Here is a 16,208-nt window from a genome sequence, read left to right as displayed (position 1 = left end):
CCTTTTCCAAATTGGAAAAGGCTTCTTGTATATAAATCTTGAAATGATTTAGTGATTCAATTCTTCCTCACCTTCCTGAAGTGGCATGGTTTGCGGCACAAAATCCTGTCCGGCAATTACATACTCACCATCTTCTCCAGTTTTAGAATAATCATAAGGCCATCTGTATACCGATGGAATCGCACCAGGCCAGTTTCCGTGTACGTGTTTTACAGGAGTTGTCCATTCCAGTGTATTCGATTTCCAAGGGTTCATTACAGCTTTCTTTCCGTAGAACATAGAAGAGAAGAAGTTATAGATAAACACCAACTGAACTAACGCAGTGACAATGGCAGCTACCGTAATAATAACGTTCACATCTGCATAGTCATCGAAGTATGGAAATTCAGTATTAGTATAGTAACGTCTTGGAAGACCCGCGATCCCGATAAAGTGCATTGGGAAAAAGACTCCGTAAGCACCTACCGCAGTGACCCAGAAGTGGATATAACCAAGATTCTTGTTCATCATTCTACCAAACATCTTTGGGAACCAGTGGTAAACCCCGGCGAATAGTCCATACAGTGCAGAGATACCCATCACCAGGTGGAAGTGAGCAACCACGAAGTACGTATCATGCACGTTAATATCCAGTGTAGAATCCCCAAGGATAATACCTGTTAAACCACCTGTAATGAATGTAGATACAAGACCTATCGAGAATAACATTCCCGGGTTCATTTGTAAATTACCTTTCCAGAGGGTCGTGATATAGTTAAAAGCTTTTACTGCTGAAGGTATCGCAATTAGTAATGTGGTAAATGTAAATACCGATCCAAGGAACGGGTTCATACCAGATACGAACATATGGTGACCCCAAACAATCGTAGATAAGAATGCGATAGCCAGAATCGAAGCTACCATTGCACGATATCCAAAGATTGGCTTACGTGAGTTTGTAGCGATAATTTCTGATGTGATCCCAAGTGCCGGAAGTAATACGATATAAACTTCAGGGTGACCCAGGAACCAGAACAGGTGTTCGAAAAGTACCGGAGAACCTCCCTGGTGACTTAATACCTCTCCTTTGATAAAAATGTCACTTAAGAAGAAGGACGTACCAAAACTTCTATCCATGATCAATAACAATGCTGCTGAAAGTAATACCGGGAACGATACCACTCCAATAATAGCAGTTACAAAGAACGCCCAGATCGTAAGAGGAAGCCTGGTCATAGACATCCCTGCAGTTCTAAGGTTTAATACTGTAACAATATAGTTCAGGGATCCTAGTAAAGAAGAAGCTATAAAGATCGCCATGGATACCAACCATAATGTCATCCCTGTTCCAGAACCACTAATTGCTTCCGGGAGTGCAGATAAAGGAGGATAAATTGTCCAACCTGCCATCGCTGGTCCTGACTCCACGAACAATGAACATAGCATGATCACTGAAGAAAGGAAGAACAACCAGTAAGAAACCATGTTCAGGAATCCAGAGGCCATATCCCGGGCACCAATTTGCAACGGAATTAATAAGTTCGAAAACGTACCGGAAAGTCCGGCAGTTAATACGAAGAATACCATGATCGTACCGTGAATGGTAACAAGAGCCAGGTAAATACTTGGTGACATAACACCTTCCGGTGCCCAGCGTTCTCCTAATAATGCCTCAAATACCCAGAATGATTCTTGTGGCCATGCTAGCTGAATACGGAAAAGGATAGACATTCCAATCCCTACGATTCCCATTAGAAGACCTGTAATAAGATATTGCTTCGCAATCATCTTATGATCGGTACTGAAAATATACTTTGTTATAAAAGTTTCCTTATGATGATGTCCGTGATCATCGTGGTGATCGTGTGCCGGTGCTGTTGCAATTGCTGACATATCTCTAATTCTTTATCTTAAAATTGTACGTTCGTTATCTATTCTACTGAAGCTACTGCATTCTCACCTTCCGGTGCATTTTCTGTCTCCATCTCCCCTTCAGAATCTTCCTGCATTGACTCTGGCGTGCCATCTCCAGCAGTGTCTTCTGGTCTATCTACATCCTGACTACTTTCTTCCATAGTACTTCCAAAAGTTGGCTGCTCTGCCATCCATGCATTAAAATCTTCTTCAGACTCAACTACAATCTTCATTTGCATATTATAATGTGCCTGTCCACAGATCTTGTTACAAAGAAGGAAGTATTCAAACTCATACTCATCAAGTGTAGGTTCTCCCTGTGCTCTTAATGCTTCGTTACGTTCATTTCTTACTTCATTTACGCTACGAACTTTATCTCTCATGTACTCACTTTCACGCATTTCTTCGGAAGTGATCGTTGGAGTAAAACCAAACTGAGTGATCATTCCAGGTACCACGTTCATTTGGGCACGGAAGAATGGAAAATAAGCTGAATGCAATACATCCTGAGATCTGAACTTGAAAAGTACTGGTCTGTTTACCGGTAAATGTAATTCAGTAGTGATAACGTCATCTTTCCCGTAAGAATCAGATTCATCCACCCCTAACTGGTTCACACCTTCGATAAAACGAACATTGGCTTTTCCTAAAGTATTATCTTCTCCGGAATATCTTGCTCTCCAGTCAAACTGGTAAGCGTAAACTTCGATCACCAATGGATCTTCGTCTTCGTTGATATTCATGATATCACTCCAGGTAAACAATCCGTAGATGATAAGACCAGCAAGAGTGATTACAGGAATGATCGTCCAGATAAATTCCAGCTTGTCATTATCTGCATAGAACAATGCTTTCTGAGTCTTCTTCCCTTTGTATTTAAAGGCAAAGTAGTGCAACAGACCCTGAGTAATGATTTGTACGAACATGATAAGTCCAATAGACACAAACATTAAAGTGTCATATTCTGAACCATGTTCAGAAGCTGCTTCCGGAAGGTAGAATTTACTGTATTCCCAGAAACAGAATATGGTAATAACATAAAGGAAAATTACAAATGCTAGCATCAGGATCCCGTGGGTACGGTTATCCTTATCGTTTGCAACCTGTGAAGTATCCTCATCTGATCCCTTGGATAACTGAAAGATCTTAGAGATCTGCCAACCTGTTACGGCCAGAAGTGCGAGTACTATGATTACTAAAAATACGGTCATTTTATAAGTTCTTCTTTAAACAATCAATCTTTATTAATAGTGGTAATGTTTACTTTCCTTCAAGTATGGGTTACCTTTTACCAGTAGTGGAGCCTTCGTCAGCGCATTGAACACTATGAAAGAGAATAGACCTCCAAACAATAGCACTGCACTTATTTCAGGAACACCAATAAACCAGGACTCTCCAACCGTTGCAGGCATTACAAGTACGTATACATTGATATAATGACCACAAAGGATTACGATTCCAGTCATTACTACGAACCAGTTTACTCGCTTGTAGTCGCTGTTCATCAATAACAATACCGGGAACAGGAAGTTCGTAATGATCATTCCCCAGAAAAGTAACGGGTAATCATTCATTCTCTGGATAAAGTACACTACCTCTTCAGGAATGTTTGAGTACCAGATTAGCATAAACTGAGAGAACCAAAGGTAAGTCCAGAAAATACTGATCCCGAACATGAATTTCGCCAAGTCATGAATATGACTGTTATTAACAAATTCCAGATAACCTCTTGACTTTAGGTAGATCGAGATAATAGCAATGGTAGTAATCCCAGATACGAACATACTTGCAAATACGAACCATCCAAATAATGTACTAAACCAGTGCGGATCCAAACTCATGATCCAGTCCCATGACATCATAGACTCGGTCACGATAAAGAATACCAGGAAGCCTGCAGATAATTTAAAGGTCTTTGTAAAGATGGAAAGATCTGTTGCGTCATCCATCTTTCTGGAATTCTTCACGATCAAATGTCTGAAGAAAGCCCATCCACCCAGATATATCGCCGCTCTAATCAGGAAGAACGGTACGTTTAAATATGCAGTTTTATTCTGAATAATCTCATCATGTGCAACCACTTCAGGATCCATCCATACAAACAGGTGGTTTAAATGTAAACCTGAAAGAACAAGTATTACGAAAACGATAAGACCTCCGGGAAGTACATAAGCAGTGATCGCTTCCATCACTCTAAATAGTACCGGCGACCAACCTGCCTGAGCAGCATATTGGATCGCGTAAAATGCAAGTACCCCAAGAGAGATCATAAAGAAAAAGAAAGCAGCTACATAAAGTGCAGCCCATGGCTTGTTCTGTAACTGGTGTAGGATATGCTCCATATGCTCAGCATCATGAGATGCTTCTTCACCATGGCCAGCTTCAGCATGATCTGCAGCTGTCGCATGTGCCTCATTGTCTTCTGTATGTTCTATGTTATCAACTTCAGTGTTACCTCCGGGAATCTGCTCTACATTCACTTCATGAGTTTCCTCAGTAGCATGCTCTTCGCCGTGATGTTCAGAAGCCATCATTGCCTCCACGTCCTCGACTGTGTCAGGAGCAGCGATAAACCCGTAAACGAGACCTATTGCTCCCACAACCATACAAATGATTGCTGCTAATTTTATTTTACTGGATAGCGTATACATATTGATAGATCTAAATCTTTATTCTTGAGTTTCGGTTTGGTTGTTTTCAGTATCACCTTCAGCAGCGGTATCACCAGCATCCTCATAGATGTTGGCATCTGCTCTGGAAGGAAGAAGGCTGGTTTGCTCTTCTTCAAATTCTCTTTCAGGTTTACCTTCCAACTTATCTTTTAAGCTCATCACATAGTGATCGATCTGCCAGCGTTCTTCAATGGAAGTCTGCGAAGCATATGAACCCATGTTATTAATCCCGTAGTACATTACGTGATAGACACTACCTTCAGTAATTGCTCTACCAGCATCATCATAAGATGGTACACCAAGGATCTTCTCTCTTTCAACAAGAATACCTTTTCCATCTCCTTTATCGCCGTGACAAACCGCACAATAAATAGTGTACAGACTTTTACCTTCGGCAAGGTTATCCTGAGTATAAGGAATTGGATTGTTCAGGTTTGCTTTGGCATTGGCAAGTCCGGCTGCAGAATTTTCGTAATCATAAGGCATCCACCCTCTTGGAATAGATCCTTCTACCGGTAATTTAGCCTCCTGAGCATTCTCAAATACCCCGTATTCACCGTAAGTTTCGTAACCTACAGACTCATACATATCTGGCATGTACTGATAGTTTGGATCCTCCTTGTCATTGCAGGAAACAACTGCAAAGCCAAGCAGACAAAATCCTATAGTTTTATGGAACAAACTTCTCATTATCACTATTTATTATCTATTAATCTAATTTCAGATGCACCAGTATCGTAAAGAAACCTGGTAAGATCATCTATGTTATGGTTCGCAGCGTCTACTTCCATAAGAAACAGGTCATCTGTAGTTCTTACATCAGGGTTTTCAGCTTTTTTAAATGGCCACAATCTACTTCTCATATAGAAAGTGATCACCATAAGGTGAGCTGCAAAAAATACGGTAAGCTCAAACATGATTGGAACGAATGCTGGCATATTCTGAAGAAAGCTAAAACTTGGCTTACCTCCGATATCCTGTGGCCAGTCTTCGATCATGATAAAATTCATCATAGCAACTGCTACTGAAAGGCCTACCAGCCCATAAAGAAATGCTGTGATGGCAAGTCTTGTTGGAGCAAGTCCCATTGCTTTGTCCAGTCCGTGAACCGGAAATGGGCAATAGATCTCTCCAATATGATAGCGTGCTTCACGAATCTGCTTTACAGCCTGTAAAAGCAGGTCGTCATCTTGGTAAATAGCGTGTAAAACTTTAGATGCCATCCTGATTATTTATTTTTTAGTTTGTTTGCCTGCTCGGTCCATCCAGCTCTGTTCGCCTGGATAGGGAAGTTCTCGATGACTTCGTCAAGCAGGACAAAATCCTGTTCTGTCAATTTACTAACCTGGTCGAAAAGGTAGATACCAACCTGGTGGAAATGCTGTTGTAATAATGGTCCAACATTCTTAAGTCTGGTTAGATCATCTGCAGACTGTGTTGCAGGATCATAAGTACCAATTCTTCCTAACATCTCATCAATACGGTCTTTCATCACTTCTGAAATTACCATACCATCAGCATTCACAGTATCCTCATGAGGATGATCTGCTTCTACTGTTTTCTGATGTTCTGTATCTTCAATTTTATGGTGAATCCCATCCTCTTCGTTCTGCATAGGATTTCTTCCTACTGCCTGAGGGTCGTAATGCAATACATCATCACCATGCTGAGCTCTTAGTTTTTTATACTTCTCTCCGGAAGCCTTCAGAATTGTCTTCACCTCTGCCTGAGCGATTACTGGGAACGAACGGGCATATAAAAGGAACAATACAAAGAAGAATCCAATGGTGCCTATAAAGATTCCAATATCTACAAAAGTAGGCGAGAACATCGTCCATGAAGATGGAAGGTAATCACGGTGAAGCGAAGTCACAATAATTACAAAACGTTCAAACCACATCCCAATGTTTACAACGATCGAGATAAAGAAAGAGAACATGATGCTGGTACGCAATTTCTTAAACCACATGAACTGCGGAGAGAATACGTTACAGGTCATCATACTCCAGTACGCCCACCAGTAAGGTCCGGTAGCCCTGTTAAGGAATGCATACTGTTCGTACTCCACACCAGAGTACCATGCGATCACCAGCTCAGTAATATAAGCAGTACCAACGATAGAACCTGTGATCATGATCACGATGTTCATTAATTCGATATGCTGAATAGTAATATAATCTTCAAGATTGGAAACCTTTCTCATGATGATAAGCAGAGTATTTACCATGGCAAATCCAGAGAAGATCGCACCCGCAACGAAGTAAGGAGGGAAAATAGTCGTATGCCATCCCGGTATTACTGAAGTTGCAAAGTCAAAAGATACAATCGTGTGTACAGAAAGTACAAGTGGTGTTGCAAGACCTGCAAGAACAAGAGATACTTCCTCAAAACGTTGCCAGTCCTTGGCACGTCCACTCCATCCAAAAGATAGAATTCCGTAAACTCTTTTTGTAAAGGGCGTAATTGCTCTGTCACGAATCATCGCGAAATCAGGTAGCAATCCAGTCCACCAGAATACCAGTGAAACAGAAAGATAAGTAGAGATCGCAAATACATCCCAGAGAAGGGGCGAGTTAAAGTTTACCCACAGTGATCCAAACTGGTTTGGAATTGGAAGCACCCAATATGCCAGCCATGGACGACCCATGTGAATTAGCGGGAAAAGACCTGCCTGCATTACAGAGAAAATAGTCATTGCCTCTGCAGACCTGTTAATAGCCATTCTCCACTTTTGACGGAAAAGTAAGAGTACCGCAGAAATAAGTGTACCGGCGTGACCAATACCTACCCACCATACGAAGTTGGTAATATCCCAGGCCCAACCTACGGTTTTGTTTAATCCCCAGGTACCAATACCTGTAGAAATTGTGTAAACTATACATCCTACACCCCAAAGAAAGGCAACAAGGGCAATAGAGAAAACTATCCACCAGGATTTGTTAGCCCGTCCTTCCACCGGAGCAGCAACATCCACCGTCACATCGTGATAGCTTTTGTTCCCGGTAACTAGAGGCTTTCGTATAGGTGCTTCGTAATGAGACATATCCTTCTAATTGATTCTTAGTTATTCGTTATTTTAAGCTTCGGTTGTATTTCTAACTTTCGTCTGGTACATCACGTTTGGTTTTGTACCCAGATATTCAAGAAGATGATACATCCTGTCATCATTTTTCTTTTCAAGAACTTTTGAGTCTTTGTTATTCACATCCCCAAAGACCATTGCACCTTTATCACATGCAGCAGAACAAGCAGTCTGGAATTCCCCATCTTCGATCGTTCTACCTTCTCTCTTCGCATCAAGAATGGTTTTCTGAGTTTTTTGAATACACATAGAACATTTCTCCATGACCCCTCTGGAACGTACAGTAACATCAGGATTAAGAACCATTCTACCTAGGTCGTTGTTCATATGATAATCAAACTCATCATTCTGAGCGTAGTTGAACCAGTTGAAACGACGTACTTTATAAGGACAGTTGTTTGCACAGTATCTAGTACCAACACATCTGTTATAGATCATTTGATTCTGACCCTGTCTACCATGAGAAGTTGCCGCTACAGGACATACTGTTTCACATGGAGCATGGTTACAATGCTGGCACATTACCGGCTGGAAGATAACCTGAGGATTATCTGCAGCAACTTCCAGTTCACCAAACTCAGAAAGGGAACTTCCCAGACCTTCTATACTCTCTTTCTTCTCAAGGTCTTCAGTAAAGCTATTTTCAGAAGAGAAATAACGGTCAATACGCAACCAGTGCATATCTCTGGACTTTCTTACTTCATCCTTCCCTACTACAGGAACGTTGTTTTCAGAATGACAGGCAATCACACAAGCACCACATCCGGTACATGCATTGAGGTCGATACTTAAATTAAAGTGAGGACCTGTAGACCTGTCGAAACTCTCCCAGATATCAACTTCTGGAGAAGTAACCGCTGTTTCCTGGTGATCCAAAGAAACTTCTGGAAGAGCATTCCATACGTGAGCATCTTTGGTATTGAAGATCTCAAGCGTTGTTTCCTTGATGATATCCCCACGACCCATCAATGTATTATGAAGCTGAACACAGGCGAACTCATGAACACCCGGTGCTTTTTCTATCTTAACTTTCTGAACAGATCTGAAGTCCTTATATAAAGGATAAGCATTCACACCTGTTTGCATTTCTTCCTGAACACCAGCTTTTCTACCATATCCAAGTGCAAGACCTACAGATCCTTTAGCTTGTCCTGGCATGATGTATACAGGAACATTCTGAACCACCATATCGCCAACGCTAACGTTTACATAGCTACCGTTAAGTCCGCCATTTGCAACATGCTCATTCATTACACCCATTGCCTCGGCATCTGCCTTAGACATGGTAATGTAATTATCCCAACTTGCTCTGGTTAACGGATCTGGCATTTCCTGCAACCAGGGGTTGTTTGCCTGCTGCCCATCTCCAATCGCAGTATTGGTATAAAGACTCAATTCAAATCCTTCACCATCAAGATCATCAATGCTATACGTAAGAGAAGACCCACTACTTCCAGTTGAAGCTGGGAGTGCTACTGGTGAACTGGCTTCAAAAACACCATCATGAAGCACCTCGCTCCAGTTACGATCTCCAAGGCCGCCAGACCAGGTTTCCTGAATATATTCGTAGTAAGACTGGTCATTATCTGTCCATTTCAATAACGCATCCTGAAATTGTCTGGTATCAAATAACGGTCTTATTGTTGGCTGCATAAGACTGAAAGCCTTTTCGCTATACTGAATATCTCCCCAGCTTTCAAGGTAGTGCGGAGTTGCAGCAACATATTTACTTAATTTAGAAGTCTCATCTGTTCTCGTAGCAAAATCTACTACAGTTTTCACTTTCTTTAGACCTTCTACAAAATCTTTTGAGTTTGGAAGTGTATGAACCGGGTTCAGACCAGCGATCACAAGAGCGCCGATACTTCCATTATTCATATCCTTAACCAGTTGCGCCACTTCACCGGCATTACCCTGGCGAGTTACACGTGCATTTGAAGTATCCATCACCTGGCTACCCAAAGCTTCGTTAATCTCCAACGCCCAACCCTGTGCCTCTTCATCTGGAATTCCACAAACAACTACTGCAGCACTTCCTGCTTTTCTTAATTGTCTGGCAGCTTTAACCACCGCGTCATCTACTTTTTCTGAAAGACTACTGGTAGAACCACCCGCGATATAACCCTTAAGAGCAGCCAGCACAGCTTTCTGCTCAGATGGTTTAACCGGAACACGCTTATCTGCATTCGCCCCAGTTAATGACATATTCGATTCAAACTGAATATGACGTGACATCTTTCCGTTTTCAGGAATTCTGGTTTTCGCAAAAGCAGCATCAAAACCACCACCCTGCCAGTCACCAAGGAAATCTGCACCAACACCAACAACTGTTTCTACTTTGGAGAAATCGTAGTGAGGCAGTGCTCGTCTTCCATATTTAGACTGGAAAGCATTCAGTGCAGCATCTTCTGAAACAGTATCGTACACCACGTGGCGTACATTCCCAAATTTCGAAGAAAACTCCTGAATTAATTTTGTAGTTGAAGGACTGGCAAATGTTTGCGTAAGCAGTACGATCTCACCATTGACGTTTTCAAGCTCAGAAACTACCTGACGGTCGAACTCTTCCCAGGAAACGTTTCTTCCTTCAATCATTGGGCGCTTAACCCTTTTTGTATCATACAATGAAAGTACCGAAGCATGAACACGGGCATTTACTCCACCCTTAAACTTCGAAAGATCATTATTTTCAATTTTTACCGGACGACCTTCACGTGTTTTAACCAACACACTTGCGAAGTCAAAACCATCAGCAATAGTTGTCGCATAATAGTTAGCAACACCAGGAACGATCCTGTCTGGCTGAACCACGTAAGGAATGGACTTTACCACCGGGCCTTCACAGGCAGCCAGTGATGCCGCTGCTGTACTGAAACCAACATACTTAAGGAAATCACGTCTTGAAGTTTTAGAGTCTGCAAGATTTTCTTTATCCCCAAGGAAGTCTTCCACCGGGATTTCCTCGGCGAATTCCTTTTGCTGGAGCGTCTCAACAACAGAGCTTTTATCTTCCAGCTCTTCAACACTTTTCCAGTATTTCTTGTTTGATGACATATTATATCTAGATATTAGCTTCTTAAATTAAACCTGAATCTCAGGGTTTTAATAGTGACACTTACCACATTCGAGACCACCCATTTGAGCAGCTGTAAGCTCTTCTACACCATATTTTTTAGACAACTCTTCGTGAATCTTTTCATAGTACTCATTGCCCTCAATTCTGATATTTGTTTCACGGTGACAGTTGATACACCATCCCATCGTTAAAGGGGCATTCTGGTAAACAACCTCCATTTCCTCGATAGGACCATGACATTTCTGACATTCGATACCAGCAACACTTACGTGCTGTGAGTGATTGAAGTAAGCGAAATCTGGCAGGTTATGAATTCGAACCCATTTAACTGGCTTCTCTTCTCCAGAATACGTCCTGGAAGCAGGATCCCAACCGGTCGCTTCATACAGCTTAGCGATTTCTTTATCGTAAAATTCTTTAGAATATTCTTCAGTAGCCGTTTCAGGAGAGACTTCAGCAATAGCTTTGTGACAGTTCATACACACATTTAAAGAAGGAATACCGGAATGCTTTGAGGTGCGTGCAGAAGAGTGACAGTATTTACACTCGATCTGGTTATCACCTGCATGGATTCTGTGTGAATAATGAATTGGCTGAATTGGCTGATAACCCTGATCAACACCAACCTGCATCAGGAATCCGTAAGCGAAGTAACCCACAGTAAGCAACACAACAATAGATGTTACCACCATAAGGAATTGATTTTCTACGAAAGACTGATATAAAGGTTTTGTTTTAGGCTTTTCAGGAATAGTAATTCCGGACGCAGTAGCAAAATTTCTTAAAGTTTTATTCACAAGGAATAGCACTACGAGTAGCAATACCAGTACGAAAGCCAGAATCCCTAAAATGATATTTACAGAAACACCTCCTGAGCCTTCACCTCCACCTGACTGAGCAGCACCAGTTGTAGCCGCAGTTGGCTCTGGTTTTGGCTGCTCAACATAAGCAAGAATGTTATCGATGTCACTTTCTGTCAACTGAGGGAAAGCAGGCATCGCCGTTTGATTCCATTCATTGTAAACCGCATTGGCTTCTGCATCACCACTGGCGATCAAAGCAGCAGAATTCTGGATCCAGTCATACAACCACTCCATTTCATGCCTATCTGTCGCACCATTAAGAGCAGGACCAATAGAATTAGAATAGGGTTTGTGACAGGCTGCACACAATGAATTAAACAACTCTTTACCAGCAGCAGCATCCCCTAGTGAGGAAGCGGCCGCAGCACCGGCATCAGCTGTCTGGGCAGTCTCAGCCTGAGCTGTGCTATCCTGCGCCATCTGATCCTGTGCTTGCGCGAACAGAGAAAATGTAAATAAGAAAGCTACGCTTAAGAGTAGTTGTCGCGAAATTGAATGGCGGAAAATCACCTTTTTCATATTTTAAGTTCGATTAACGTCTAAACTTTGGTACGGTTTTTACACTCAGTATTTTAGGGCTAAATACCTAAAAAGGTACCTTTAAATTCAGGCACAAAAGTAATACTTATAGACGATTCTAGGAATGTTACATAAGTGTTAATGGGTAATTTATAATTGTTCTAAATAATATTTTACAAGCTGTTTAAGTTATTATATTTTACATTTGTCAAAAGATCATTAGCTATGAAAAAATCCACTGTTAAGTACACCTACGCAATTGCAGCCTTTTTCCTTCTTTTCCATATCGACACATTTGCCCAACAGGCAACTGTACAGATTCAACAAAGCAAAAAGATCGATAAACTCGTGGAAATTAAGAAAGAATTAAGTGAAAATAACAAAATAGGTGATCGCTTTGTGATACAGTTATTTTATGGTGATAATGGCCAGGCCAATGAGGTGATTCAGAAATACCGCAACCTATATGAATATCCTTCCAAAATTGCCTACGAAGCACCAAATTATAAAGTCTGGGTAGGTAATTTCAGAAACAGACTGGAAGCAGACAGAGCGCTTTTAACGCTGAAAGATGATTTTCCGTCAGCTTTTATTCCGAAGCCACAGCGAAAATAAATTCCCGGATCAAACAAATAATCAAAGCGGCTCCAAGAGTCGCTTTTTTATGCGCAAACTTCAAACCTACAGACCAAAGATTCTTAGTTACCATTCTGTGTAGCCTAAAACCATCAGTGTTCTGAGATATTATATAATATTTAGAGCAACTTACCAATAAGCTTGTAAGGTTTCGAGTCCACCAGCATCGCACACTACGGAATCTGATAGGGAAATCTTCATATTTATAATTTAAAGCTCAGAACCGCTTTCATCCATTAAGATAGCCCGCAGGAAATTTAAATCTCTGAACCACTATAAGACACAGAATTTTACCAGCGACCAAATGCCATTCTGCAAGAGCTGCAGAACCAAGTCGGGAGTACTTCAGCACTTGTGCTAATGATTCAGATTCAAGCCTGATAACTGCGAACTTTGGCTGTCTTTACATTTACATGCTTTAATCTGAACTTTCAGAATAAGACAACAAAAAAGCTCTTTTCACAGATTCTGACTGCTGCAATTATAAACCAATCTTAGAAGCTTTCAATTTGAGGCTCTCACTATCGACCTGAATCAAGTATATCCGGAATTAAAATAAAAAAAGCGGCTCATTGAGCCGCTTTAAATTTATCTGATCGAATGGACAGACTATTTTGATTTCAAGGTTTTCTTCACCTCTACTTCTCTAAAGGCTTCTACCACGTCACCTTCTTTGATGTCATTGTAGTTCTTTATCTGAAGTCCACAATCGTAACCTTTCTTAACTTCCTTCACATCGTCTTTGAAACGTTTCAATGAGGCTAATTCACCTGTATAAACAACCACACCATCTCTGATAAGTCGTATTCCGGCATTTCTATAAATAGTTCCTGCTGTAACCATACAACCTGCAATGGTACCAACTTTAGATATCTTGAAAGTCTCTCTAATTTCCGCGGTACCGGTGATCTCTTCTTTAAGCTCTGGAGAAAGCATTCCTTCCATCGCATCTTTCAGATCATTGATCGCATCGTAGATGATCGAGTACGTTCTGATATCGATTTCTTCCTTATCGGCAACCATTCTTGCATTTCCTGCTGGTCTTACATTAAATCCTATGATCACCGCATCTGATGCTGAAGCTAAGAGCACATCACTTTCAGTAATGGCACCAACTCCTTTATGTATGATATTTACCTGAATCTCTTCCGTGGAAAGCTTCTGGAAGCTATCTGTAAGTGCTTCAACTGAACCATCCACATCCCCTTTCAGGATGATATTAAGTTCTTTAAAGTCTCCAAGTGCGATACGTCTACCAATTTCATCCAGCGTAATATGACGCTGAGTTCGAACATTCTGCTCACGTTGCAGCTGGGTTCTTCTTGCTGCGATATCTTTAGCCTCACGCTCATCTTCCATCACTTTGAAAGTATCACCCGCCTGAGGAGCACCGTCCAGTCCTAAAATAGATACCGGGGTAGAAGGACCTGCTTCTTTAACCTCATGACCACGTTCGTCGTGCATTGCTTTTACCTTACCACTATTTCTACCGGCAAGTACATAATCTCCTACTTTGAGCGTTCCTGCCTGAACAAGGATCGTCGCAACATAACCACGTCCTTTATCAAGGAATGCCTCTACTACAGTACCTTTGGCAAGTTTCTTAGGATTCGCCTTCAGCTCCAGAATCTCAGCTTCCAGAAGCACTTTTTCAAGCAATTCTTTCACTCCAGCTCCGGTCTTTGCAGAAATATCGTGTGACTGTATCTTACCACCCCAGTCTTCTACCAGAAGATCCATTTGAGCAAGTTTCTCTTTGATCTTTTCCGGATTCGCTGTTGGAAGATCAGATTTGTTGATTGCGAAGATAATTGGAACTCCTGCTGCCTGTGCATGGGAGATCGCCTCTTTTGTTTGAGGCATCACATCATCATCTGCCGCAATTACAATAATCGCGATATCTGTCACCTGGGCACCACGGGCTCGCATCGCCGTAAAGGCTTCGTGACCTGGAGTATCCAGGAATGCAATTTTTTGTCCGCCTTCAAGTTCCACTCCGTACGCACCAATATGCTGAGTGATCCCTCCACTCTCACCGGCAATAACATTCTCTTTACGAACATAATCCAGTAAAGATGTCTTACCGTGGTCAACGTGACCCATAACGGTTACGATAGGAGCTCTGGTTACCAGATCCTCCGGATTCTCTTCTACTTCTTCAACAGTTTCCTCAACATCTGCCGTTGTAAATTCTACTTCGTAACCAAATTCTTCCGCTACAATGCTTAATGTTTCAGCATCCAGACGTTGATTCATGGTTACCATCATTCCAAGAGACATACATGCCGAAATGATCTTGGTCACCTGAACATCCATCATGGTAGCGACTTCACTTACCGTAACAAATTCGGTTACTTTTAAGATCTTATCATCAGACTCCTGCTGTGCAAGATCGTCTGCAGAACGCTGCCTGTGTTCGTCTCTCTTCTGTCTTCTGTATTTTGCACCCTTACCTTTAGATGATTTCCCCTGAAGTTTTTCAAGCGTTTCACGTACCTGTTTCTGTACTTCCTCTTCGGTAGGCTCTTCTTTGGTAATTGGTTTGCTTCTTGCTCTTCCGCCTTTCTTAGCAGCTCCACCACGTGGGTTATTACCACCGCCTTTTACATCTTTGCTAATGCGGCGACGGCGTTTCTTACGCTTATCCTTATCGTCTTTGGATTCGTTTTTCTTCTCGTCCTTCTTCTTTACAGGCTTCTTGAACTGCGAAAGGTCAATTTTTTTACCGGTAAAATTAGGTCCGTCGAGCTTGGTATAGTTGGTCTTGATCGTGTCTGAACCTTCGTCTTTCTTCTCTTCGGTCGCTTCAGGAGCTTTTTCAGCTGGAGCTTTCGACTCAGCTTTGACTTCAGCCTTAGTTTCCTGTTTCTTCGCTACTGGAGCTTCCTCTTGTTTAGGAGCGGGAGCTTCTTTTTTCTCAGCAGGTTTTTCCGCAGGAACCTCTTTAGGTTTCTCTGCAGATTTTGCTGGTTCTTCTTTTTCTGGCGTGGTCTTCTCCGTTTCTTTGACAGGTTCAGCCGGAGTTTCTTTTTCCTTGGTCTCTTTAGAGGTTTCTTCCACCGGAGTTTGTTCTCCAGGCTTCTTGTCCAGGTCGATCTTACCAACAGTTTTAGGACCAGCAAGCTTGGCTCTGGAAGTAGAAACTTCTTCTTTCTTCACCTCTTCCGCTTTACGCTTTTCCTCAATTTCCTTGCGAAGTTCTTCCTTCTCCTTCTTTCTCTCTTCTCCTACCTCTTTGGAAGCAACCTTCTTACTCTTATCGGTCTGGAACTCGTCAGAAAGCACCTCGTAGATTTCTCCCGAGATCTTGGTAGTTGGACGTGCATCAATCTCGTAGCCTTTGGAAGTAAGATATTCCACAGCCCTGTCTAACGAGATATTGAACTCACGTAGAACTTTATTTAATCGCGTTGTTTTCGCTTCTGCCATAAATTGCCCTCTAAATTAACCTCTTTTAATGTATTCTA

The 16,208-nt window shown here is 41.8% G+C and carries 10 protein-coding genes; 1 reads left to right on the top strand and 9 read right to left on the bottom strand.

What is annotated here, in order from left to right; genetic code table 11:
• Nucleotides 1-48 precede the first annotated feature (48 nt).
• From G529_RS0103030 to G529_RS0102995, 8 genes are read right to left on the bottom strand one after another with little or no spacing between them, the layout of a single operon-like run.
• Entirely contained in the window at nt 49-1,872 is a 1,824-nt protein-coding gene (locus tag G529_RS0103030; protein ID WP_026914132.1) for a cytochrome c oxidase subunit I, read from the bottom strand.
• A gap of 38 nt (nt 1,873-1,910) precedes the next feature.
• Nucleotides 1,911-3,104, bottom strand: coding sequence for a cytochrome c oxidase subunit II (locus G529_RS0103025; protein ID WP_026914131.1), 1,194 nt, complete (start codon nt 3,102-3,104; stop codon nt 1,911-1,913).
• A 33-nt stretch (nt 3,105-3,137) separates the two neighbouring features.
• Entirely contained in the window at nt 3,138-4,544 is a 1,407-nt protein-coding gene (locus tag G529_RS0103020) for a hypothetical protein (protein ID WP_026914130.1), read from the bottom strand.
• Between the two features lie 18 nt (nt 4,545-4,562).
• Nucleotides 4,563-5,255 (bottom strand): c-type cytochrome, encoded by a 693-nt coding sequence (locus G529_RS0103015; RefSeq protein WP_026914129.1) that lies wholly within the window; start codon nt 5,253-5,255, stop codon nt 4,563-4,565.
• 5 nt (nt 5,256-5,260) lie between these two features.
• Nucleotides 5,261-5,788 (bottom strand): DUF3341 domain-containing protein, encoded by a 528-nt coding sequence (locus tag G529_RS0103010; protein ID WP_026914128.1) that lies wholly within the window; start codon nt 5,786-5,788, stop codon nt 5,261-5,263.
• Nucleotides 5,789-5,793: 5 nt separating this feature from the next.
• Nucleotides 5,794-7,608, bottom strand: coding sequence for an NrfD/PsrC family molybdoenzyme membrane anchor subunit (gene nrfD, locus G529_RS15400; RefSeq protein WP_084509728.1), 1,815 nt, complete (start codon nt 7,606-7,608; stop codon nt 5,794-5,796).
• Nucleotides 7,609-7,641: 33 nt separating this feature from the next.
• A complete protein-coding gene (locus G529_RS0103000; RefSeq protein WP_026914127.1) occupies nt 7,642-10,701 on the bottom strand; it encodes a TAT-variant-translocated molybdopterin oxidoreductase in 3,060 nt (1,019 codons plus the stop codon).
• A 48-nt stretch (nt 10,702-10,749) separates the two neighbouring features.
• Nucleotides 10,750-12,105, bottom strand: a complete 1,356-nt coding sequence (locus tag G529_RS0102995) for a c-type cytochrome (protein ID WP_026914126.1) — start codon at nt 12,103-12,105, stop codon at nt 10,750-10,752.
• Between the two features lie 225 nt (nt 12,106-12,330).
• Between G529_RS0102995 and G529_RS0102990 the strand changes: the two genes are divergently transcribed.
• A complete protein-coding gene (locus tag G529_RS0102990; RefSeq protein ID WP_035695415.1) occupies nt 12,331-12,720 on the top strand; it encodes an SPOR domain-containing protein in 390 nt (129 codons plus the stop codon).
• Nucleotides 12,721-13,350: 630 nt separating this feature from the next.
• On the opposite strand, the gene infB is transcribed toward G529_RS0102990, so the two are convergent.
• Nucleotides 13,351-16,170 carry a translation initiation factor IF-2 gene (gene infB, locus G529_RS0102985; protein WP_026914124.1) on the bottom strand — a complete coding sequence of 940 codons (2,820 nt, stop codon included), beginning with the start codon at nt 16,168-16,170 and terminating at the stop codon, nt 13,351-13,353.
• Nucleotides 16,171-16,208: the final 38 nt, after the last annotated feature.

Source organism: Christiangramia portivictoriae DSM 23547 (genome assembly GCF_000423045.1).
In the GTDB taxonomy this organism is placed as follows: domain Bacteria; phylum Bacteroidota; class Bacteroidia; order Flavobacteriales; family Flavobacteriaceae; genus Christiangramia; species Christiangramia portivictoriae.
Note: the sequence above shows the minus strand (reverse complement) of the source record. Positions and strands in the feature narration are given on the sequence as shown.